We start from the raw sequence: 20,966 nt of genomic DNA, 5'->3' as shown, positions 1-20,966 counted from the left end.
CGAAAATGTTGTAAGCCGCGCGCATATTGTTTACTCAGTCTACAAAATCGAGACGTTCAAGGCAGAGGAAATACAGCCATGGCAGAGATCGTTCTTGGAATGTGGACGTCGCACGGGCCGACGCTTTCGACCACTCCGGAGCAGTGGCTGCTGCGCGTAGCCGCAGACAAGCGCAACCAGCAGCATCCGTTCCGCGGCGAGACCTATGACTTCGACTCGCTGGTGGCGCTTCGCAAGGACGAGGGGCTGGCCGAGGCCTGCTCGCTCGCCGAGCGCGAGCGCCGTTCCGACGGATGCCAGCGCGCGATCGCGGAAATGGCGGACCGCTTCGCCGCGGCGAAGGTGGACGTCGCCGTCATCATGGGCAACGATCAGCGCGAGCTGTTCCTTGAGGATGTCACGCCTGCGGTGACCATCTATCTGGGCGATACCATCTGGGACCAGCCGGCCACGCCCGAGCAGGCGAGCCGCATGCCCCCGGGGATCCATGAGGCGGAGCCGGGCCATAGCCCGCCCGAGCGCCGCGAATATCCCACGCTGCCCGAACTGGGCATGAAGGTGTGCCGCGAGCTGGTTCCCCAGGGCTGGGATCTGGCCGTGTCCAAGCGCCTGCCGGAACCGCCGGGCCATTGGTCTAGCGGGGCGCCACACTCGCTGGGTTTCATCTATCGCCAGATCATGCGCGATCAGGTGGTTCCCAACCTGCCCGTGATCATCAACACCTTCTTCCCGCCCAACCAGCCGACCGCGCGCCGCTGCTTCGAGCTGGGCCGGGCGATCGGCCAGGTGATCCGCGGATGGGACAAGGATCTGCGCGTGGCCGTGTTCGGATCGGGCGGGATGAGCCATTTCGTGATCGACGAGGCGTTCGACCAGAAGTTCTTCGAAGCGCTGCGCAACCGCGATGCCGAGGCGCTGTGCGCGATCGAGGACAAGCACCTTCAGTCCGGCACTTCGGAACTGAAGACCTGGATCGCGGCTGCCGGCGCGCTATTCGATACCAACCTCAAGGGCGACGTGGTCGGCTATGAGGCCTGCTATCGTTCGGAGGCTGGCACCGGTACCGCCAACGGATTCGTGGCCTGGCAGTAAGGGACGGTTGGTGAAAATGGGCGACAAGCGCCTCGAACGGCTCCGCAGGCTGGATGCCTGCGCGGTTTCCGATACGCTCGACAAGCTGGGGCTCGACGGCTGCGTCACGGGCCTGCGCTCGGCATCCCCCGGCTCGCGCATCGCGGGGCGCGTGCATACGGTGAAGCTGAAGGCCGGCAATGCGCCCGCCGATCGCCCGCCGGTGCATCTGGGCGCCGCCGCGATCGACGCCAGCGGGGCGGGAGACGTCATCGTCGTCGAACAATCCACCGGGATCGACGCCGGCTGCTGGGGCGGAATCCTGTCGCGCGCGGCGCGGCAGAAGGGTGTTTTCGGGGTGATCGCCGAAGGGCTGGTGCGCGACGTGGACGAGGCGCGGGAGATCGGCTTTCCGGTCTTCTGCCGCGGCTATACCGCGCGCACCGCCCGCAACCGTGTCTATGAGGACGCGACCGACGTGCCCGTCATCGTCGGCGGGTTCACCGTCGAGCCCGGCTTCTACGTCGTGTGCGATTCCAGCGCGGCGGTGTTCGTGTCGCCCGCGGATATCGATCGCGTGCTCGACGCCGCCGAGGATATCGCCCGGCGCGAGGCGGAGATGACGCGGCGGCTGGAGGCCGACGAGCCGGCCAGCGCGGTACTGGGCGCCAACTACGAATATATGCTCAAACGCGAGGACTGATGATGGCGGATGGCAATGTGGCGCGCGCGGCCGCGCTGGATACGGCGACGCTGTCGGACGCGCTGGATCGCCTTGGGATCGTGGGACAATGCTATGGCATATCGGGGCGCGATCCGGGGTTCCGGATGGCGGGCCGCGCGTTCACGATGATCTGCGGACCGGCGGGCAAGCCGGCGGGGACGGTGGGCGACTATATCGACGACGTACCCGACGGGCATGTGGTGGTGATCGACAACGGCGGGCGCGACGACGCGACGATCTGGGGCGATATCCTGACCGAGATCGCGCACCGGCGCGGGCTGGCGGGGACGCTGATCGACGGGATCAGCCGCGATGTCGCGCTGTGCCGCGAGCTTGGCTACCCGGTCTTTTCGAAAGGCCATTGGATGCGCACCGGCAAGGACCGCGTCCAGGTGGAGCGGATGGATTGCCCGGTGAACATCGGCGGCGCGCGCGTGGCGCCGGGTGACCTGATCCGCGGCGACGCCGATGGCGTGGTGGTGATCCCCCGCGAGCATGAGGACGCCGTCCTCGCCGCCGCCGAGGAGATCCACGCCGCCGAGGAACGCATCCGCGCCGCCTGCCGCTCCGGCATGCGCCTCGACGACGCACGCAAGCAGTTCAAATACCACTCGCTGCAGACCCGGCAGCAGTAATCAGAGAGGACTCCAGGGATGATCATCGATTGCCACGGCCACGTCAGCGCTCCGGTGGAGCTCTGGGCGTACAAGGCGAGCCTGCTCGCGCATCGCGGGTCGCACGGCCGCGGCAGCGTCAAAGTCACCGACGAGCAGATCATCGCCGCCGCGCACCACAAGGAAACCTGGCCCGACGGCCATATCGAGCTGCTGCACAAGCATGGCACCGACATGCAGCTCATCTCGCCGCGCCCGTTCCAGATGATGAACTCGGCCAAGCCGTCGCGCGTGGTCCACTGGTTCTGCGAAGAGGTGAACACGCTCATCCATCGTCAATGCACGCTGCTGCCGGACCTGTTCATCCCCGTCGCGGGGCTGCCGCAGGTGGCGGGCGAGGCGATCGAGGCGGTGTTCCCGGAAATGGACCGCTGCGTCTCGATGGGGTTCAAGGGCTTCCTGCTCAATCCCGATCCCTATGAGAACGGCGCGGAAGAGGCGCCGTCGCTGGGCGATCGTTATTGGTATCCGCTGTACGAGAAGCTGTGCGAGCTGGACCTGCCGGCGCACATCCACGCCACCGGATCGCAATCGGAGCGCACGCCCTATTCGCTCCACTTCATCAACGAAGAGACGATCGCGACCTATAATCTGTGTACATCTTCGGTGTTCGACGATTTCCCCGATCTGAAGGTGGTGGTCAGCCACGGCGGCGGGGCGATCCCCTATCAGTTCGGCCGCTTCGAATCCCAGTCGCGCCGCACCAAGCATCTGTTCTCGGAGCGGATGGCGAAGCTCTACTTCGATACCGTGCTCTACACCGAAGGCGCGCTGCGCCTGCTGATCGAGACGGTGGGGCCGGAGCGCTGCCTGTTCGGCTCCGAATGTCCGGGCGTCGGATCGACCGTCGATCCCGCCACCGGCCATCAGATGGATCACATCGCGCCGTTCATCCAGAAGTTCGACTTCCTCAGCGAAGCGGACCGCAAGCTGATCTTCGAGGATAATGCGCGCAGGGTGTTCAATCTCGACGTCTGAGCCGCGCTAGGCATCTGCCTGGGGAAGTGCGTGCCCGGATAAAGAGATGCCCGGCCGGAGCGATCCGGCCGGGCAGTTTGTTTCGCTCGCAGGAGGAGGGAGCGAAGATTCCGTTGCGGGACAGGGCAGGGGGCACCGCGCCCCCAAGCCGGTCCGCCGCCGCGCTTCAGGCGTCGACGTAGCCCTTGTTGTCCTGTGCGATGCCCATCGCCGCTTCCTGCGCCTGGCGGACATGCTCGGGCTGGCCATATTGGAAGATGAAGCGCTTCAGGTGGAGCGCGCCGCCGGCCTTGATCTCCTCGGCGGTCATCCCCTCGGTCACCGCGTCGCGGTGGATGGTGGGCAGGGGGATCGCATGGTTGGCCGCCGGATCGCGAATGATCGCCTTGGGATCCTCGCCGTTGCGTACCTTTTCGATGTCGCGCAGGAACTGGCGCCGCATCATGCCGATGCCCTTGTCGCTCAGCCCCAGATTCTCTTCGGTGCGGTCCGAAACGGTGCCCTGGCCGATCCAGGCCACGAAATCCTGGTTCATCACATGGCTGGTGATCCAGTCGCCGTTCTCATCCTTGATCGGACCGTTCCAGACGGGGATGCTTTCCTGCACATAGGGCTCGGCGTCCTTCGGCACGCGCGTGAAGAACCAGCCGACGCTCATCATCCGCTCGTCATCGATGGGCACGCGATATTCGAAGTGATCGCCGGTGAACATGGCGTTCGGCCACAGGCAGGCGCGGCCGATCGTCCACAGCGGGTGGTTCTCGTCGGTATCCTCGCGGATGCGGTTGTAGGTGAAGCCATAGTCATATTCGCGGAAATCGATCTTCAGATGCTTCGGGCCATAGGGGCCGGTCTCGCCGCGCAACCGCTTGCTCCAGTTGGCGTGCATCCATTCGAAATGGATCGGGTCCATCGAATTTTCCTGCCCCTGCAGCCAGTTGCACGGCAGTTCGGAGATCACGATCTGGCGGAACCCGTTCTTCCATGAAAAGGGTTCCCAGTCGGGCAGCTCGGGCGCCGGGGCGGGACCCATATAGGCCCAAAGCAGCCCGGCACGCGCGCGCACCGGATAGGCCTTGATCTTCACCTTGTCCTTATAGCGCCCCTGCGGGTTCGCCGTGTCTTCATAGGGCTGGTCGGTGCATTTGCCGTCATGGTCGAACAGCCAGCCGTGGTAGCTGCAGCGCAGCCCGCACGCCTCGACCATGCCCATGCTCATGTCTGCGCGGCGATGGGGGCAGTGGCGGTCCATCAGGCCGAAGTTGCCCGAGAGATCCTTGTAGAGGACCAGGTCCTCGCACATGATCCGGACGTTCTTGGTCGCCTTGGCCTCGAACTCGCTGACGCCAGCGATCGGGTGCCAGTAGCGGCGCAGCAACTCGCCCATCGGGGTGCCGGGACCCACGCGGGTCATCAGCTCATTCTGCTCCTTCGACAGCATCGGATCCGCCTCTCCAATCTTGCGCCCGCCGCCCTGCCGGCTGTCGCGCGGTTTCCCTTGATGCAATTTAATTGTCTAAGACAACAAAAATCGTCAAGCCCGTATCGCACTTGCGCCTCGCCACGCGCGCGCGTTTCTTGTGCGGCGCACGCGCGCCGCTATGTTGCCGCGATGCTGCAACAGGGGATTTGCGTGGCAACAGCAAAGGGTAAGCGGAAAGAGGCGCCGCCCAGTTTTCGAAATCTGCTGACGTTCCGGCTCCATCGCGTTGCCCGGATTTCTGAGCGCATATCCGAGCAATATTATCGCAAGCAGTTGAATCTCTCGCTGCCCGAATGCCGGGTGATCGGCATTACCGCCGGCTATGGATCGGTGTCCTTCAAGCGCGTGGCCGCCGCGGCGAATCTGGAGAAGAGCTACGCCAGCCGGGTCGTCTCGGCGCTGGTCGAGCGCGGCATCATGGAGAAGCTGGTAAACCCGTCGGACAGCCGCTCGGTGCTGCTGCAGCTTACCGAACAGGGCAAGGCGGTGCACGCGGAGACCTTTGCGATGGCGCTGGCGTTGAACGATCTGCTGCAATTGCCGTTCGCATCCGCCCAGGTGGACGCATTCCTGTCGTTCCTGACCACGCTTGAACAGCAGTTGGACCGCACGAGCGGCCTGATCGAGAGCGGCGGAGACCTGGCATCGGCGACGCCGGCGGTGGCCCCCATGCCCGAATCCGATTCGCCGGAAGAAGCGCGATCCTTTGAGCTTGACCGCAATTTCGCCCGCCAGTTGCACGACATGCTAGGCAAATATCTGGCTGCCGAGGGGTAGATTCCGCCCACCCGCGAAATTCGGGTTGTGGATTCAGACAACAATATTCATGGTCATCCGAAAGCAGATTTCGGAGGTGATGGCATGGGAGAGGTTGAGGCACGCGATCGTCTGGCGCTGGTGCCGGGGGCGGATTGCAACCTGATCGGCGGGCGGCTGGTATCGGGCAATGCTTCGTTCGAGGTGGTCGATCCGGCGACGGGACGTGCCTTTGCGCTGTGCCCCGATGCGTCAGCGGCCGATCTCGACGCTGCGGTCGCCGCCGCCAGGGGGGCGTTCCCCGCCTGGGCTGCATTGGGATATGACGGCCGCCGCGAGCTGATCTTCGCCCTGGCCGATCGCATCTCCGCGGCGGCGGAGGAGCTGGCTCCGCTGCTCACCCACGAACATGGCAAGCCGATCGAGCAGGCGCGGATGGAACTGGCGGTATCCGGCCACCATATGAAGCAGCTCGCGTCGCTGGACCTGCCGGATGAGGTGCTGCGCGACAGCGATCGCGGCAAGGTGGAGCTGCGCTATCACCCGCTCGGCGTGGTCGGCGCCATCGCACCGTGGAACTTCCCCGTGGCGCTGGCGATGCACAAGGTGGCGCAGGCGCTCTACACCGGGAACACTCTGGTGCTGAAGCCGTCGCCCTATACGCCGCTCACCACGCTGGCGGTGGGGCGCCTGGCGGCCGATCTGCTGCCGCCGGGCGTACTCAACGTCGTTGCCGGAGGGAACGATCTGGGCGCCTGGATGACCGCGCATCCGGATATCGACAAGATCAGCTTCACCGGATCGGTCGCCACGGGCAAGAAGGTGCTGGCCAGCGCCGCGGCCACGTTGAAGCGCGTCACGCTGGAACTGGGCGGCAACGACGCGACGCTGGTGCTGGACGATGCCGATCTCGATGCGGCGGCGGCAGGTATCGCGCGCAGCGGGTTCTTCAACTGCGGCCAGATCTGCATGGCGATCAAGCGCGTCTATGTGGCCGAAAGCGTGCGTGACGCGCTGCTGGAGAAGCTGGTGGCGAAGGTGGGTGCGCTGAAGGTCGGGCCGGGCAGCACGCCCGGCATGGATATGGGGCCGATCCAGAACGCGGTGCAGTTCGAGAAGGTGAAGGCCTATCTCGCCGACGCGCTGGCCCGGCCGGGCGCGCAGGTGCTGACGGGCGGCCAGGTGCCGGAGGGCGAGGGCTATTTCATCCAGCCGACCATCATCGCCGGGCTGGACGAGGAAGTGCCGCTGGTGCGCGAGGAGCAGTTCGGACCGGTGCTGCCGGTACTGACCTTCGCTTCGGTGGATGCGGCCATCGCGCGGGCGAATGATTCGCGCTTCGGCCTGGGCGCGTCGGTGTGGAGCCGCGACGAGGCGCGCGCGCGGGAGGTGGCCGGACGGCTGATGGCGGGCACGGTGTGGATCAACCGCCACGGCCTGAACGAGTCCGACGTGCCCTTCGGCGGGATGAAGGAATCCGGCTACGGACGCGAGCACGGGGTGCTCGGCATCCGGTCCTATCAGGAGCTGCAGGTTATCAGCCGGCCGGCCGCCTGAGCTTTCGGTTGTCCGGCACGCTCAGGCGTGGCGGGCAACCTTCACCTCGATCAGTGCCTGGCGCCGTTCCTCGCGGATCACACGGGCGGCTTCAGCCAGCGCGGCCTCCAGCGCTTCGGCGGTTTCGGCGCGCGCGGCCCATCCGCGCGACGCCTCTGCGATCTTGCAGAAGTCGGGCAGGGGCTCCAGCGAGGTGATGGGCATCACATTTGCCCGCGCGGCATGGCCGCTGGGATAGATGCCCAGTGTCGATCCGCGCACGGCGCCCCAGATGCCGTTGTTGAACACGATCGTCAGGATCGGCAGGCCGTGCGCCTCCGCGATCTGGTGGCAGGCGACCGGATTGGCGAACATATAGCTGCCGTCGCCCACCGTCGCCACCACCAGCCGGTCGCGATCGGCGAGCTGTACGCCCAGCGCCGCGGGCAGGCCCCAGCCGAGCCCGCCGGAGATGGCGTTCTGAAAATACTGGCCGGCGCGCAGTTCCGGCATATGTTCGGGCTTGGCGCCGAGTTCGCTCACCACGCAGCCTTCGCTTCCCACCAGCCGTGCGATCGCGCGGGAGACATGGGCGGCGCTGAGCGGCGGGCCGGAATCGGCGGCGCGAGCATCGAGCGCGGCGCGGCGGCGGCCGTTGCGGGCGGATATTGTCTCGAAGCGCGCGGCGATGTCGCGCCGGGGCATCGCCGCGTCCAGCGCATCGATGACCGCGGCAGATTCGCCGACGAGCGCCACATCGGCCGCGAAGCCGCGCAGTGGCGCTTCGAGCTGGTGCGGATCGGGGCCGGCCTGGATCACCTTGGCATGCTCGGCCAGGCCATGGCGGTGCGGCAGCCAGGGCACGATCGAATCGAGCACCAGCACGACATCCGCCGCCGCCAGATCCTCGGCCGGATCGAAGCCGGCGTGCATGGGCGATGTGCCCGCGATCGAAGGCTGGGAGGGCCAGAATTCCACCACCGGGATCGCATGCCGTTCGGCGAAGGCGGTCAGCTTGTCGAAGCCGCCATCGCGCGCGCCGACGCGGAACGCCACGATCAGCGGGTTCTCCGCCCCGCCCAGCAGCTTCGCGGCCTGGGCAACGGCTTCCGGGTGGGGCGCCGCGGTGGCCGGCGCGTTGCGGGGCGGCGTCTCGCGATAGGGGGTGACGCCGCACAGCGTCTCGCGCGGCAGCCCCAGGTACACGGGGCCGCGGGGAGAGGAGGTGGCGATCGCCATCGCGCGATCGACCAGCCCCGCCATCTGCTCCGGATGCGCCAGAGTGGCGTCCCACTTCACCGGCTCGCGCACCATCGCCGTCTGGTCGCGCATGTTCTGGCCCCAGTTGATCGGCGAATTGCGGTGGCCGAGCGGGCCGGTCTCGGTAGCGGGCGTGATGCCGCTGGCGACGATCATCGGAACCTGATCGGACGCGGCGTTGAGCACGCCCATCACGCAATTGGCCAGGCCGACGTTGGTATGCACCATCACCGCCTGCGGCCGCCCGGTAGCGAGATAATAGCCATGGGCCATCCCCAATGCCGCCGTCTCATGCGGGACGAGCACGGGCGCGGGAACCGCGAACCCCGTGATCTGGGCATGCGCATAGCCTTCGATCACCGGAGCGAAATCGGTGCCGCCGTTGGCGAACAGATACTCCACCCTGTTGGCGGCGAGGCGGCGGAGAAAAATCTCTCCGGCCGTTGTCTCGATCACCGGTTCCGCGCCCGCCGGCTTCGTGGTGCCCGTCATGTTCTACTCCTCTCGGCCCTCTTTGGGGCTTGTTGACTCCGGTAACGATCCGCGCATGGCCCATCCTGACGCAAATGCGACGGGCGAACCGCGTTTTCGCTTGAAAATAGTTTCCTGAAACTACAAAAATTGTTTCGAGAATCAATCGAAGGAGAGACGTCTTGAAGCCAGCCCCGTTTCGCGCGGACCATGTCGGCAGCCTCATCCGCCCCGACTATCTGATCGAGGCGCGCCAGCGCCGCGCGGCCGGCGAGATCAGCGCCGAAGAGCTGAAGACGATCCAGGAGCAGGCGGTTCGCGAGGTCGTGGCGCTGCAGGAGGACATCGGCCTCCATTCGATCACCGACGGCGAGTATAACCGCGGAAGCTGGCACACCGATTTCCTGCTGCGCTTCGAGAATGTCGAGCCGCATCAGTCGGCGCACAAGAGCACCTTCCGCAGCTCCGAGGGCACGGTGGAGAACAAGCCCCACACGGTGCGCGTCACCGGAAAGCTGGGCCGTCCGGACCCGATCTTCGTCGACGATTTCAAATATCTGAAATCGGTGACGAAAGAGACGCCGAAGATCACGATTCCGTCGCCTTCCATCATGCATTTCCGCGGCGGACGCGAAGCGATCGATACCACCGCCTATCCGACGATGGATGAGTTCTACACCGATCTGGCGGCGGTATATGCCCAGGAGATCGGCGATCTGGTCGACGCGGGATGCCGCTATCTGCAGATTGACGAGACCAACTTCGCCTATCTGTGCGATCCCACGCTGCGTGCCCAGGTGCAGACCAGCATCGGCGAGGATCCCGATGAGCTTCCGCACGTCTATGCGCGGCTGATCAACGCCGCGATCGCGGGCCGCCCGGACGACATGGCGGTGTGCATGCACGTCTGCCGCGGCAACTTCGCCGGCCGTTGGGTGGCCGAGGGCGGTTACGAGCCCGTGGCGGACGTTATGTTCAACGAGCTGAATATCGACGGATATTTCCTGGAATATGATTCGGATCGCGCCGGCGGTTTCGAGCCGCTCCGCTTCGTCCCCAAGGGCAAGAAGGTGGTGCTGGGCCTGGTGACGACCAAGCATGGCGAGATGGAAACCGTCGACGAGCTCAAGCGCCGGATCGAGGAAGCGGCCAAGTTCGTCGACATCGATCAGCTCGCGCTGTCGCCGCAGTGCGGCTTTTCGAGCGGCATCGGCGGCAACATGATGGGGATCGAGAACGAAAAGGCGAAGCTGGCGCTGGTCGTCAAGGTCGCCGAGGAAGTTTGGGGCTGATCGTCCGGCATCGCGGAGGCGGCCGGTGACGCGAAAAGCCGCCGCCTTCGGTTGCCACAATATCCATGATCTTCGCGAGGCCGCGCGGCGTTTCCTGCCGCGCGGCCTTTTCGAATTCATCGATCGCGGCGCCGAGGACGAGCTTTGCCTGGAGCGCGACGTAGCGGCGTTCCGCCGGGTGCGGCTGCTGCCCCGCGTGCTGCGCGACGTATCGCGTGCAGATCCGGCTGGCGAACTGCTCGGCGGTCCCGCCGCCTTTCCGCTCGCGGTCGCGCCCACGGGCGGGGCGGGGATGGTGCGCCATCATGGCGATCTGCTGCTTGCCCGGGCTGCGGCTGCGGCGGGCGTGCCCTTCGCCATATCCTCCGCCAGCAACATGGAGGTGGAGCAGATCTGCCGCGCGGGCGGGCGGCTGTGGTTCCAGCTCTATCTGTGGGAGGACCGTTCGCTGTCGATGGCCGTCGTCGAACGCGCTCGCGCCGCGGGTTGCGAGGCGCTCGTCGTGACCGCCGACATCCCGGTATCCCCGAACCGCGAGTATAACCGCCGCAACGGTTTCGCCTCGCCGTTCCGCCTGGGCTTCGGCAATGCCGCCGATATCCTGTCGCATCCGCGCTGGTTCACCGCCGTGATGCTGCGATACCTGCGCGAGGGCGGGATGCCCGCCCAGGCGAACCTGCCACGGCCGCTGGCGCACGCCGTGACCCGGGAGGCGGCGCCGCGCGCGCGATTCCGGGGGGATTCGCTCACCTGGGACGAGGTCGCGCGGATGCGCGACGGCTGGCCCGGCCGCTTCGTGCTCAAGGGGCTGTTGCGTCCCGATGACGCGGAGCGGGCGGTCGCCCTGGGCGTGGACGGCATCGTGGTTTCGAACCATGGCGGCCGCAGCCTGGATTGCGCGGCGGCGACGCTTGAGGCGCTTCCCGATGTCGTCGCGGCGGTTTCCGGACGGGCCGAGGTGCTGGTGGACAGCGGCGTCCGCCGCGGCAGCGACATCGCCAAGGCGCTGGCGCTGGGCGCGCGGGGTGTACTGGCTGGGCGTGCGCCGCTCTATGGGCTGGCCGCGGGCGGACAGGCGGGCGTGGAATATGCGCTGGACCTGCTGAAGGAGGAGTTCGTCCGCACCATGGGGCTTTGCGGCGCGCGCGACCTCTCCGAACTCGACGCCGGACTGCTGTGGCGCAGTCCGGCGGAAATCCCCGCCGGGCCGTCCTAGCCGCCCAATCTAGTCGATCCGGAATATCCGCGCGGCGTTGCCGCCAGCGATCATCGCCTTCACATCCTCGGCGAAGGGGGCGGTCTTTATGAACTGCACCGCGGGCGCCATCGGCTGGTAGGGATAGTCGATCGCCCACATCACATTCTCCGGCCCCAGCACCTCGACCGAGTAGCGCAGCGCCGGGTGGTTCTCGACGCCGCTGGTGGTGATGGCGAAGTTCCGCCGGAAATATTCGGACACCTTCAGCTTCAGCTTGGGCGCGCCGCCGAACGCGGTGGCGGCATAGCCGTGCATGAAATCCAGCCGCCACAGCCAGAACGGGATCGCCTCGCCCATATGGCCCAGCACGATCTTCAGCTTCGGAAAGCGATCGAACAGGCCCGACAGGATCATGCGGATCGCGTTGGTGCTGGTTTCGATGCCATAGCCCCAGATGGCCGAGTTCATCCCGTAATCGCGGAACGCCTTGTCGATCATCTTCGATGGCGCGCGCGGGTGGATATAAAGCGCCAGCCCGCTCGCCTCGATCGCCTCGAACACGGGGTAGAAGAAGGGATCGTCGTAATAGCGGTCGTTGGTGTGGCTGTTGATGACCAGACCGTTCAGCTTGAGCGTGTTCGCCACGCGCTCCACCTCAAGCGCCGCGCGATGCGGGTCCTGCGGCGCGAAGGTGCCCAAGCCCGCGAAGCGCGTGGGATTGGCTCGTACCGCCTCAGCCATCAGGTCGTTGGCGATGCGCGCCATTTCCGTCCCCTTGTCCGGCGCGAACATCTGGACGCCCGGCGCGGTGAGCGACAGCAGGTGCATGTCGATGCCGTTCTGATCCATCTGCGCCAGCCGCTCGCCGGTGATGTCGGTCAGGCGGGGGATCATCGCGTTGCGGATGCCATTGTCGCCATAGATGTCGCGGACCAGGATCATGTCCAGGCTGTCGTCGTCGGTGCGCGCATGCGCGTTCAGCGCGTCGACGATCGGCTGGAACGATACGGCTTCCTCGGTTGCGATCAGGCGCATGGGACCCCTCCTGTGTTGCTCTGTCCGGCAATCCCCGATTGACATCGGTTGGCGAATGTTATCAAGGTCCTTGATATAAACAAGGTTGATATCGAACTCACGGAGCCGTTCCATGACCAGCGATCACGCGCGCGACACCGCTGCTGGACGGGCGGATGAGACCCCGGCGATCTGGCCCCGGCACAGGCTGTTGTACCTTATCAAGCGTTCCTATTCCGCCGCGAAGGTCGCGCTCGATGAGATGACGCGGGCGCATGGCATGACGTCGAGCGACTATACGATGCTGTCGTTCCTGCGCCGGCTGGAGCCTTGTTCGGCCGCCGATCTGGCGCGCGCGCAGCGGGTCACGCCGCAGGCCGTGACGCAGCAGGTCGCGCAGCTCAAGGCCAAGGGACTGGTTACCAGCCGCGAGAGCGAGGCCAACCGGCGCATCTCGCTGATCTCGATGACTCCGCGCGGCCGCGCGGGCCTGGCCGAGGTGAGCGCGGCGGCCCGCCGGGCGGAAGAGCAATTGATGGATGGGCTGAGCGGGGAGGAACGCGACCTGGTGGTCCGCTTCCTGATCCGCTCGGTGGCGATACTCGAACGAAAGGAGCCTGTGGGCAATGACGAGTGAATTCTCCTTCGAAACCGTGAAGGTCGATATCGACGACGGCATCGCCTGGGTGCTGCTGAACCGCCCGGCGAAGCGCAATGCGATGAGCCCGACGGTCAACCGCGAGATGATGCAGGTGCTCGACCAGCTCGAGCTGCGCGAGGACGTCGGCGTGATCGTGTTTTCGGGCGAGGGCGAGGCCTTTTCGGCCGGCATGGACCTGAAGGAATATTTCCGCGAGACGCAGGGCATGTCGGCCGTCGTCCAGGCGCGCTATCGCCGCGCGGCCACCGACTGGATGTGGCGCCGGCTGATGCACTATCCGAAGCCGACGATCGCGATGGTGAACGGCTGGTGCTTCGGCGGTGCCTTCACGCCGCTGGTCGCCTGCGATCTGGCGATCGCCGCCGATGAGGCGACCTTCGGCCTTTCGGAGATCAACTGGGGGATCATCCCCGCCGGCAACGTCACCCGCGCGGTGGCGCAGGTGATGAACCACCGCGATTCGCTGTGGTACATCATGACCGGCGAGCCGTTCGGCGGACAGAAGGCGGCCGAGATGGGGCTGGTCAACCGTTCCGTCCCGCTCGCCGAACTGCGCGCCGCCACCGAGACGCTGGCGCGCACGCTGCTCAGCAAGAATCCCACCGTGCTTCGTCACGCCAAGTCGGCGTTCAAGTTCGTCGAAAGCCTGGACTGGGATACGTCTGAGGCGATGCTGGGCGCGATGGCGGCATCCGCGGCGGCTTCCGATCCCGAGCGCGGCCGCAGCAAGGGCATGTCGCAGTTCCTGGACGACAAGTCTTATCGTCCGGGCCTGGAAGGATACCGGCGCGTCGAAGAGGCATGAGCCGGAATCCAGGAAGACCGGATCGGGCGGCCGTCCTCCAGGGGATGGCCGCCCGATCTGCGTTCGGGCTCAGGCCGCCGGACCAGCCTCGCTCCGGCTGGCGCGGAGCTGCTTCCAGAACACCGGTTCGACCCGCCAGATCAGCAGCGACGCCACGACTGGGATGATCGCGAACAGGATATAGGCCGGGCCGTACGAGCCGGAGACGTCGTGCAGCCAGCCCATCAGCCACGGACCGACCGCAAAGCCGGCGCTGACGAAGGCGGTGTAGATGCCCAGCAATGTGCCAAGCTGCGCCGATTTGCCCCACACGTGCTTGGTCATGGTGATAGTGTCGAGCAGCACCGCCGAATGCCCCATCGCGCGGAACAGGATATAGGCGATGAAGATCACCGGGCTGGCCAGCGCGAACGCCATCAGCACCGACAGGCTGAGCAGCCACCACAGCACCGCCAGCCCGCGGTTCGATGTCGCGTCCAAGATGTTGCCGACGATCAGGCGGGTGACGATCCCCGCCACGCCGATCGTGCTGACGCCGATCTCCATCCAGGTGCGGCTGATTCCGGCATCGCTGTAGATCAGCACCTGATGCTGGGTGAACGCCTGATCGACCAGCGCCACCAGGAAAACCGCGGTGCCGATCAGCCAGAAGCGCGGCTCGCGCATCACGCGGCGCAGCGTTTCGCTACGCTCCGCGGCGCCCGTCGCGCGTTCGGCCTGCGTCGCATCCTCGCGGCGGCCGAACGCCATCCGCGGCGAGAGCAGGCCGAACACCAGCATCGGAACCGCCGCCAGCCAGATGCCGGCGGACATCCAGGCGATACCCGCGCGCCAGCCAAAGGCGTCGATCGCTCCGCCGATCGCAAAGGGCAGTACCACCGATCCCGCCACGGACCCCATGAGCGCGACGCCCATCGCGGTCGCCTGCGAATGGTGGAAGGCGCGCGAGATCAGCACCTTCAGCGCCACCATCGTACCGCCCGAGGCGAAGCCCAGCAGGATTCCGAGCGCGTAATAGGCGGTGAGCGACTGGATCCACAGGAAGCTGAGCAGCGCGATGCCGCCCAGCGACACGTTGACCACCAGCGCCAGCCAGACGCCCGTGCGATCGACGAACCGCCCCACGACCAGCGCGCAGATCGCACCCACGGCATATTTGGACGACGCCAGCAACATCGCCTGTTCGCGGGTCCATCCGAAATGTTCGATCACCTCCGGAAAGACGAAGGGGAGGACATAGGCCGGGGCCGAAAAGCCGAACAGGAAGGTACAGAAGGCGATCAGCAGCACCGCCCAGCTCGTGCGGAACTCCGCCCGGAACGCGGCGTCGAAATTGAACATGGCTTATCCTCCGCGGGGCGCGACCGGCCCTTTCGCGGCGCTCTCATTTCCGGGAGGGGATGGCGCGCGGCCCCCCGCCGGATCGACGCCGTCGTCCGGACCGGAGGCTATCCCAACGCGCTTTCCGCCAGCAAGCGATTTTGTTTACTCAGTCTACAATTGCGGCGCGGCGCGGGTCATTCCGCGCCGGCCCAGGCCATCTCCGGCGGATTGAAGGCGTCGATCCGCTTCCAGTCCTCGCCCTGGGGATAGGTGGCGGAAAGCGCGCGCAGGGCGCCCAGCCGCGGCTCGCGGCCCAGGAACGGCACGATGCCTTCCTCGCGATGCGCCTTCACCGCCTGGAGCAACTGGCGCCGTGCGAGCGAGATCACCACGTCGGCGGCGCCCAGGAACTCGCGGCTGCGATCGACGATCGGCCCCATCGATTCCTGTACGATGAAGTCCTCATAGGCGTTCGTCCGGCCGACGATGCCGCTCCAGTGCCCCGCCTTCATCGCCTCGCGGTCCTGGTGCCACATGTTGCCGGCATCGCCCATGTCCGAATTGAAATAGTCCGGATCGAGCGAGTCCGAGCCGAACTCCAGATAGGCCTGCGGATCGATCGGCCGGTCCATGTCGAAGCGCAGATACCATTGGATCACCGCTTCGTCGTCGATCGGGACGGAGATCACGGTGACGCCGGTGTGCCCGGGCAGGCGCGGGATCATGGAATAATTGGGGAGAACCACCTCGCGGATGCGGGTGTAGCATTCGCCGTCCGGCAGATCGCGGATCGCGGCCTCGCGAAAGCCATAGGGGCGCACCTCGAATTCGAAGCGCGGCGTCTTGTGGGTGCGCATGAAGGTGGATTCGGAGCGCTGGCCCCGGGTGCCGCGCAGCGCGCCGTCGCGCGAGTGGAGGAAGCCGACATGCGCCGAATCCAGCGTCGCCTCCAGCGCCTGCAGCCAGTTGCAGCGGATGACGCCGCGCTGCGGCTGGAGCTGTTCGGCGGGCAGCGACGACCATTCGAAATCGGGGAGCGGCGGCGGCACTTCGCGTCCGCCGATGTGGACCCAAAGCATGCCCGCCATCTCGCGCGCATGGTGGCGCCGCACGGGCACCTTGGCGGCGAATATCTCGCGCCGCGCCTCGGGCTCGGTCGGGCAATCGGTCACGCTTCCGAGCGCATCCACCTTCCAGCCGTGGAAGATGCAGCGCAGCCCGCCTTCCTCGTTGCGGGCGAGCGCCATCGACGCGCAGCGATGGGGGCATGCCTCGTCGATGAAGCCGACGCTCCCGTCGGGGCTGCGGAACGCGACGAAATTCTCGCCGAGCAGACGAACGCGCTCCGGCGCGCCGCCCGCCTCCAGCTTTGCCGACCGGACGACGGGAAACCAGTATTCGCGCATCATCGCGCCCATCGGGGTTCCCGGGCCGATCCGGGTCAGCAGCTCGTTATCCTCCCTGCTCAGCATCATCCTTCTCCCTGTCCGGCGGCGTCGCATTTTCGATCGGCGCGGGTTGATCGCAATCAAACAAACGATATGACAGTAATATGGAAACAGCAACGACTCAGTCGGCCCCCGGTGGCCGGGAAACCATCGTCGAGGCCGCGCGCGAGACGCCGGTGATCGCGCGCGTGCAGGTGCTGGTGGTGGGGGCGGGGGCCGCCGGCTATCCCGCCGCGATCCGCGCCGCGCGCAACGGCGCCGAGGTGATGGTGATCGAGCGCAATTCGGTTGTCGGCGGCACCGGCCCGATGTCGTTCGTCACCGAATTCCTGAGCTGCGAGAACATCAGCGGCATCCTGCGCGAGCTGCAGCAGCGGCTTGCCGCCTGCGACGCGGGGCCGGCCGAGTTCCTGCCGGAATATTTCAACCTGGCCTATGATCCGGAGATGATGAAGCTCTGTGTGCTCGACATGCTGGTCGAGGCGGGCGTCAGTATCCTCCTGAACACCCAGGTCGTCGACGTGGTGACCGAGGGCAACGCCGTGCGCGGCGTGATCGTCGAGAACAAGTCCGGGCGCCAGGCGATCCTGGCCGATGTCGTGATCGATGCGAGCGGCGACGCCGATGTCGCGGCGCGCGCCGGGGTGGCGCTGCATCCGCCAGCCGATCCGCAGCCGATGATGATGCTGTGCCGGATGGGCGGGGTGGATTGGCAGCGGATGCAGGAGCATGCCCGCGCCAATCCGGACGATTTCTCCAAGCTTTGGGGTACGCCCGCCAACGCGCTGGACGGCGCGCAATATGTGCATCTGACCGGCTGGAAATCGCTGGTGGAGCAGGGGAAGCGCGAGGGCAGCCTGCCCGGCACCTTCGGCCACCATATCTCGATCTTCGGCGCGACGCCGGCCAATCTGCGCAACGGCATCGGCTATCTCTATGCGGTTCAGGTGCTCAACCGCGATCCTACCAATGCCGCGGATCTGAGCGGGGCGGAGATCGAGGGCCGCCGCCGAGCGCGCGATTTCCTGCCCTTCGTCCGGCGCATCCCGGGGATGGAGCAGGCATTCCTGATCGACATGGCGCCGCAGATCGGCGTGCGCGACAGCCGCCGGATCGTGGGCGACTATACGCTGAACCGTGACGACATCTTCGATGGCGCGGTGTTCGAGGACGAGATCGCGCTGAAGGTGCATCGCGGCCCCAATGTGAAGGGCTGGGTGCGGCACAAGCCGGACGGCAGCGAGGGCGGCAAGGGGCATGATCTGGCCGAACTGCCGATCGAGGTCGCGCTGCTCGGCATCCCCTATCGCTGCCTGCTGCCCGCCGGGCTGGAAAATCTGATCGTCGCGGGAAAGACGGTGTCGTTCGACGCCGAGGCGCACCAGCGCGTGCGGCTGATGCCCGAATGTATCGCGATGGGCGAGGCAGCGGGCACGGCCGCGGCGGTGGCGGTACGCGATGGCGTTGCCCCCCGCGGCGTGGATGTGGCCGAGGTGCGCAGGCTGCTGGCGGAAGGCGGGCTGAACCTCGATCGATCGAAGGTCCGGCTGGCCGAAGTGCGCCAGACGCTTGCGAGCCGCGGCCTCAACGTCGAGATGGCCTGACCCCGAATCTCCGGAGAACAACAAGATGAACCGTATTTCGCTCGCGCAGGCGAATCAGATCATTGCCGCCGCCTTCGCCAAGGGGGCTGAACTGAAGCTCAAGCCGCTCAGCGTCGCGGTATTGGATCCGGGCGGGCACCTGATCGCCTTCGCGCGCGGCGACGGCGGTTCGACGATGCGGCCGCAGATCGCCTGCGGCAAGGCTGGCGGCGCGCTGGCGCTCGGCGTCTCCTCGCGCACGATCGGGACGATGGCGGTCGAACGGCCCACCTTCGTCGGCGCGCTCGGGGGGCTTTCGCAGCATGGCGTGATCCCGGCGGCGGGCGGCGTGATCGTCATCGACAACGCGGGCGAGGTGTTGGGCGCCGTGGGCGTGACCGGCGATACTTCGGATAATGACGAGCTTTGCGCGCTGGCGGGCATCGCCGCGGCGGGCCTGATCGCCGCGGGCTAAGCTCCCCCCGGCTCAGTCGAAAGGATAGGCGCCGGGAACGGGCTCATAGGCCCGCTCGATCCCGGCCATCCCCGATCGCAGCATCGCCCGCCAGGATTCGCGCGTCGTGGCTCCGATGTGCGGCGATCCGAGGAAGTTGGGCAGATCCAGCAGCGGATTGCCGTTGGCAGGCTCGGCGGCGAACACGTCGAACGCCGCGCCCGCGATATGGCCGGACTCCAGCCGCTCGGCCAGCGCGGCTTCGTCCACAAGGCCCCCGCGCGCGCAGTTGATCAGCACCGCCCCCGGCTTCATCCGGTCCAGCACGGCGCCATCGTACAGCCCCAGCGTAGACCGGTTGCGCGACAGGTGGATGCTGACCACGTCCGATCGTTCCCACAGCGCGTCCTGCCCGACCACCTCGACATTCGCGAAGCGCGCGGCGAACGCGGAAATGTCCACGCGGTCGCACGCCAGGATATGGACGCCATAGGGCTGGAGCAGTTCGATCACCGCCTTGCCGATATGGCCGACGCCATGGACGCCCACGGTCTTGCCGCGAAGGTCTCCGCCGAAACCCATCGGCCCGGCCCATTGGCCGGCGCGCAGCACGGCGGAGAACTGATGCACGCGCCGCAGCGCCAGCACCATATAGGACACCGCCAGTTCCGACACCGACACCTTGTTGATGCCCGCCGTCCACCACATGCGGATGCCGTGGCGGTTGAGCAGCGCCGGATCGATATGATCCACGCCGGCGGAGCAGAGCGAGATGACCTTCAGGTCTGGGCAGCGGCTCAGGACGTCCTCGGTAAAGCGCTGCACGCCGATCACGGCGGTATCATAGCCTTGCAGATATTCGGCCAGCGCATCGCCCTGAAGCAGCCTGCGCCCCTCCGGAAAGCGGGTGCCGGGATAGCGTGCGGCCAGTTCGTCGCACAGATCCGGGAAGAAATCGAAATAGGGCAGGGTAACGGCAACACGCGGCATCGGCTTCCTCCCCGGAAAAGGCCGCGGGGCCTTCCGCCCGTCGCGTGCCTTCAATCATGTAACTATCATATCATTATATAGACAGCCGCGCTGCGGGCTTGCTAGTGGCGATGGCATGACGCAAGCAATGGAGAGGCGCAAATGACGGCAGCGAGCGGAGACCGGCCCTACAAGCGGATCGCGACCGAAGAGGCGTTCTGCCCGCCCGAGATGCTGGAGCGCTACAAGCGGCTGATCGACGAGAAGGCGGTGGACGACATCGGCTTCAACAGCATGTGGGGCTTCTACAGCAGCTCCGACAGCGCGCGCTGCCGCTTCATTCGCGATCACCTGACCGATGTGGGCGATGTGCGGCTGGCGCATATGGACGCGGCCGGGGTTGATTTCGCCGTGCTGGCGCTAACCTCGCCCGGCGTGCAGGTGATGAAGGCCGCCGACGCGACCGAATTCGCGGCCTATGCCAATGATTGGGTGGCCGATGCGATCGCGCGCCGCCCCGACCGGTTCGACGGGCTCGCCGCCTGCGCGCCGCAGGATCCCGCCGCCGCCGCCAAGGAGATCGAGCGCGGCGTATCCAAGCTTGGCCTGAAGGGCGTGATCATCAATTCGCACACCCAGCACCAGTATCTGGACGATCCGAAATACTGGGCGATCTTCGAGGCTGCCGAGGCGCTGGACGTGCCGATCTATCTCCACCCGTCCTCGCCCAGCGACGGGCTGATCAAGCCGATGCTGGGCCGCGGGCTGGACGGCGCGATCTGGGGCTTCAGCGTCGAGACCGGGCTGCATGCGCTGCGCATCATCGTGGCGGGCGTGTTCGACCGGTTCCCGAAGCTGCAGCTCGTGCTGGGCCATGTCGGCGAATCGCTGCCGTTCACGCTCTACCGGCTCGATTACATGCATCAGGCCAGCTTCGCTTCCGGGCGCTATGAAACGATGCCCGCGCTGAAGCGCCGCGTGTCCGATTACATGCGCGACAACTTCCACTACACCAACAGCGGCGTCGCATGGGAGCCGCCGATCCGTTTCCTGCAGGAGACGATCGGGGTGGACCGCGTGATGTACGCGATGGATTACCCCTATCAGTACAAGCCCGAGGAAGTCGGCGAGCTGGAGGCCATGGGCATCAGCGCCGAGGCCAAGCAGGCGTTTTTCCAGGACAACGCCCGGCGGCTGTTCAAGCTGAAGGTCTGACGATCGCGGGGCCGGGGCAGCGTCTTGCTCCGGCCTCTCCCAACAGGCGCC

The 20,966-nt window shown here is 66.4% G+C and carries 19 protein-coding genes; 13 read left to right on the top strand and 6 right to left on the bottom strand.

The window, feature by feature from the left end; translation table 11 throughout:
* Positions 1 to 78: 78 nt before the first annotated feature.
* From OM513_RS16275 to OM513_RS16260, 4 genes are read left to right on the top strand one after another with little or no spacing between them, the layout of a single operon-like run.
* Positions 79 to 1,092, top strand: a complete 1,014-nt coding sequence (locus OM513_RS16275) for a DODA-type extradiol aromatic ring-opening family dioxygenase (protein ID WP_264945667.1) — start codon at positions 79 to 81, stop codon at positions 1,090 to 1,092.
* A gap of 16 nt (positions 1,093 to 1,108) precedes the next feature.
* Positions 1,109 to 1,774, top strand: a complete 666-nt coding sequence (locus OM513_RS16270; RefSeq protein WP_264945666.1) for an RraA family protein — start codon at positions 1,109 to 1,111, stop codon at positions 1,772 to 1,774.
* 2 nt (positions 1,775 to 1,776) lie between these two features.
* The gene (locus tag OM513_RS16265; protein ID WP_264945665.1) at positions 1,777 to 2,430 is read left to right on the top strand and encodes an RraA family protein; all 654 of its coding nucleotides are present in this window, start codon (positions 1,777 to 1,779) and stop codon (positions 2,428 to 2,430) included.
* A gap of 18 nt (positions 2,431 to 2,448) precedes the next feature.
* Positions 2,449 to 3,447 (top strand): amidohydrolase family protein, encoded by a 999-nt coding sequence (locus OM513_RS16260; protein WP_264945664.1) that lies wholly within the window; start codon positions 2,449 to 2,451, stop codon positions 3,445 to 3,447.
* A 166-nt stretch (positions 3,448 to 3,613) separates the two neighbouring features.
* Here OM513_RS16260 and OM513_RS16255 read toward each other — a convergent pair whose 3' ends face one another.
* The gene (locus tag OM513_RS16255; protein ID WP_264945663.1) at positions 3,614 to 4,888 is read right to left on the bottom strand and encodes an aromatic ring-hydroxylating dioxygenase subunit alpha; all 1,275 of its coding nucleotides are present in this window, start codon (positions 4,886 to 4,888) and stop codon (positions 3,614 to 3,616) included.
* Between the two features lie 171 nt (positions 4,889 to 5,059).
* Here OM513_RS16255 and OM513_RS16250 point away from each other — a divergent pair, with 171 nt between their 5' ends.
* Together OM513_RS16250 and OM513_RS16245 are read left to right on the top strand one after the other, a co-directional pair.
* Positions 5,060 to 5,707, top strand: a complete 648-nt coding sequence (locus OM513_RS16250; protein ID WP_264945662.1) for a MarR family winged helix-turn-helix transcriptional regulator — start codon at positions 5,060 to 5,062, stop codon at positions 5,705 to 5,707.
* 84 nt (positions 5,708 to 5,791) lie between these two features.
* Positions 5,792 to 7,243, top strand: a complete 1,452-nt coding sequence (locus tag OM513_RS16245; protein ID WP_264945661.1) for an aldehyde dehydrogenase family protein — start codon at positions 5,792 to 5,794, stop codon at positions 7,241 to 7,243.
* A gap of 21 nt (positions 7,244 to 7,264) precedes the next feature.
* Here OM513_RS16245 and OM513_RS16240 read toward each other — a convergent pair whose 3' ends face one another.
* Entirely contained in the window at positions 7,265 to 8,974 is a 1,710-nt protein-coding gene (locus OM513_RS16240) for a thiamine pyrophosphate-requiring protein (protein WP_264945660.1), read from the bottom strand.
* A gap of 161 nt (positions 8,975 to 9,135) precedes the next feature.
* Between OM513_RS16240 and OM513_RS16235 the strand changes: the two genes are divergently transcribed.
* Positions 9,136 to 10,245 carry a 5-methyltetrahydropteroyltriglutamate--homocysteine S-methyltransferase gene (locus tag OM513_RS16235; RefSeq protein WP_264945659.1) on the top strand — a complete coding sequence of 370 codons (1,110 nt, stop codon included), beginning with the start codon at positions 9,136 to 9,138 and terminating at the stop codon, positions 10,243 to 10,245.
* Positions 10,246 to 10,270: 25 nt separating this feature from the next.
* Positions 10,271 to 11,461: an alpha-hydroxy acid oxidase gene (locus tag OM513_RS16230; protein WP_264945658.1), complete on the top strand. Its 1,191-nt coding sequence runs from the start codon at positions 10,271 to 10,273 to the stop codon at positions 11,459 to 11,461.
* Positions 11,462 to 11,470: 9 nt separating this feature from the next.
* On the opposite strand, the gene ligW is transcribed toward OM513_RS16230, so the two are convergent.
* Complete coding sequence (gene ligW / locus OM513_RS16225; protein WP_264945657.1) at positions 11,471 to 12,478, bottom strand: 5-carboxyvanillate decarboxylase; 1,008 nt, start codon at positions 12,476 to 12,478, stop codon at positions 11,471 to 11,473.
* Positions 12,479 to 12,590: 112 nt separating this feature from the next.
* Between ligW and OM513_RS16220 the strand changes: the two genes are divergently transcribed.
* Positions 12,591 to 13,094 carry a MarR family winged helix-turn-helix transcriptional regulator gene (locus OM513_RS16220; RefSeq protein WP_264945656.1) on the top strand — a complete coding sequence of 168 codons (504 nt, stop codon included), beginning with the start codon at positions 12,591 to 12,593 and terminating at the stop codon, positions 13,092 to 13,094.
* On the top strand, positions 13,084 to 13,923 hold the full coding sequence (locus tag OM513_RS16215) for a p-hydroxycinnamoyl CoA hydratase/lyase (protein WP_264945654.1): 840 nt from the start codon (positions 13,084 to 13,086) through the stop codon (positions 13,921 to 13,923). The genes OM513_RS16220 and OM513_RS16215 overlap by 11 nt, the downstream gene beginning before the upstream one ends.
* Before the next feature lie 69 nt (positions 13,924 to 13,992).
* Here the strand turns inward: OM513_RS16215 and OM513_RS16210 are convergent, their stop codons facing one another.
* The gene (locus OM513_RS16210; protein ID WP_264945653.1) at positions 13,993 to 15,264 is read right to left on the bottom strand and encodes an MFS transporter; all 1,272 of its coding nucleotides are present in this window, start codon (positions 15,262 to 15,264) and stop codon (positions 13,993 to 13,995) included.
* 176 nt (positions 15,265 to 15,440) lie between these two features.
* Positions 15,441 to 16,718, bottom strand: a complete 1,278-nt coding sequence (locus tag OM513_RS16205) for a Rieske 2Fe-2S domain-containing protein (protein WP_264945652.1) — start codon at positions 16,716 to 16,718, stop codon at positions 15,441 to 15,443.
* Between the two features lie 80 nt (positions 16,719 to 16,798).
* On the opposite strand from OM513_RS16205, the gene OM513_RS16200 reads away from it, so the two are divergent.
* Both OM513_RS16200 and OM513_RS16195 read left to right on the top strand, forming a co-directional pair.
* Positions 16,799 to 18,298, top strand: coding sequence for an FAD-dependent oxidoreductase (locus OM513_RS16200; RefSeq protein WP_264945651.1), 1,500 nt, complete (start codon positions 16,799 to 16,801; stop codon positions 18,296 to 18,298).
* A gap of 25 nt (positions 18,299 to 18,323) precedes the next feature.
* On the top strand, positions 18,324 to 18,752 hold the full coding sequence (locus tag OM513_RS16195; RefSeq protein ID WP_264945649.1) for a GlcG/HbpS family heme-binding protein: 429 nt from the start codon (positions 18,324 to 18,326) through the stop codon (positions 18,750 to 18,752).
* A gap of 12 nt (positions 18,753 to 18,764) precedes the next feature.
* On the opposite strand, the gene OM513_RS16190 is transcribed toward OM513_RS16195, so the two are convergent.
* Positions 18,765 to 19,721, bottom strand: a complete 957-nt coding sequence (locus tag OM513_RS16190) for an NAD(P)-dependent oxidoreductase (protein ID WP_264945648.1) — start codon at positions 19,719 to 19,721, stop codon at positions 18,765 to 18,767.
* A 141-nt stretch (positions 19,722 to 19,862) separates the two neighbouring features.
* Between OM513_RS16190 and OM513_RS16185 the strand changes: the two genes are divergently transcribed.
* Positions 19,863 to 20,915 carry an amidohydrolase family protein gene (locus OM513_RS16185; RefSeq protein WP_264945646.1) on the top strand — a complete coding sequence of 351 codons (1,053 nt, stop codon included), beginning with the start codon at positions 19,863 to 19,865 and terminating at the stop codon, positions 20,913 to 20,915.
* The last annotated feature ends 51 nt before the right edge of the window (positions 20,916 to 20,966 follow it).

It is taken from the genome of Sphingomonas canadensis, assembly GCF_026013525.1.
Classification (GTDB): domain Bacteria; phylum Pseudomonadota; class Alphaproteobacteria; order Sphingomonadales; family Sphingomonadaceae; genus Sphingomonas; species Sphingomonas canadensis.
The sequence above is the reverse complement of the archived record's forward strand: the minus strand, read 5'-3'. Positions and strand labels throughout refer to the sequence as shown.

Coding starts and splice junctions, on each gene's coding strand:
- OM513_RS16275 (WP_264945667.1), top strand. CDS start 79: ATGGCAGAGATCGTTCTTGGAATGTGGACGTCGCACGGGCCGACGCTT.
- OM513_RS16270 (WP_264945666.1), top strand. CDS start 1,109: ATGGGCGACAAGCGCCTCGAACGGCTCCGCAGGCTGGATGCCTGCGCG.
- OM513_RS16265 (WP_264945665.1), top strand. CDS start 1,777: ATGGCGGATGGCAATGTGGCGCGCGCGGCCGCGCTGGATACGGCGACG.
- OM513_RS16260 (WP_264945664.1), top strand. CDS start 2,449: ATGATCATCGATTGCCACGGCCACGTCAGCGCTCCGGTGGAGCTCTGG.
- OM513_RS16255 (WP_264945663.1), bottom strand. CDS start 4,888: ATGCTGTCGAAGGAGCAGAATGAGCTGATGACCCGCGTGGGTCCCGGC.
- OM513_RS16250 (WP_264945662.1), top strand. CDS start 5,060: ATGCTGCAACAGGGGATTTGCGTGGCAACAGCAAAGGGTAAGCGGAAA.
- OM513_RS16245 (WP_264945661.1), top strand. CDS start 5,792: ATGGGAGAGGTTGAGGCACGCGATCGTCTGGCGCTGGTGCCGGGGGCG.
- OM513_RS16240 (WP_264945660.1), bottom strand. CDS start 8,974: ATGACGGGCACCACGAAGCCGGCGGGCGCGGAACCGGTGATCGAGACA.
- ligW (WP_264945657.1), bottom strand. CDS start 12,478: ATGCGCCTGATCGCAACCGAGGAAGCCGTATCGTTCCAGCCGATCGTC.
- OM513_RS16220 (WP_264945656.1), top strand. CDS start 12,591: ATGACCAGCGATCACGCGCGCGACACCGCTGCTGGACGGGCGGATGAG.
- OM513_RS16215 (WP_264945654.1), top strand. CDS start 13,084: ATGACGAGTGAATTCTCCTTCGAAACCGTGAAGGTCGATATCGACGAC.
- OM513_RS16210 (WP_264945653.1), bottom strand. CDS start 15,264: ATGTTCAATTTCGACGCCGCGTTCCGGGCGGAGTTCCGCACGAGCTGG.
- OM513_RS16205 (WP_264945652.1), bottom strand. CDS start 16,718: ATGCTGAGCAGGGAGGATAACGAGCTGCTGACCCGGATCGGCCCGGGA.
- OM513_RS16200 (WP_264945651.1), top strand. CDS start 16,799: ATGGAAACAGCAACGACTCAGTCGGCCCCCGGTGGCCGGGAAACCATC.
- OM513_RS16195 (WP_264945649.1), top strand. CDS start 18,324: ATGAACCGTATTTCGCTCGCGCAGGCGAATCAGATCATTGCCGCCGCC.
- OM513_RS16190 (WP_264945648.1), bottom strand. CDS start 19,721: ATGCCGCGTGTTGCCGTTACCCTGCCCTATTTCGATTTCTTCCCGGAT.
- OM513_RS16185 (WP_264945646.1), top strand. CDS start 19,863: ATGACGGCAGCGAGCGGAGACCGGCCCTACAAGCGGATCGCGACCGAA.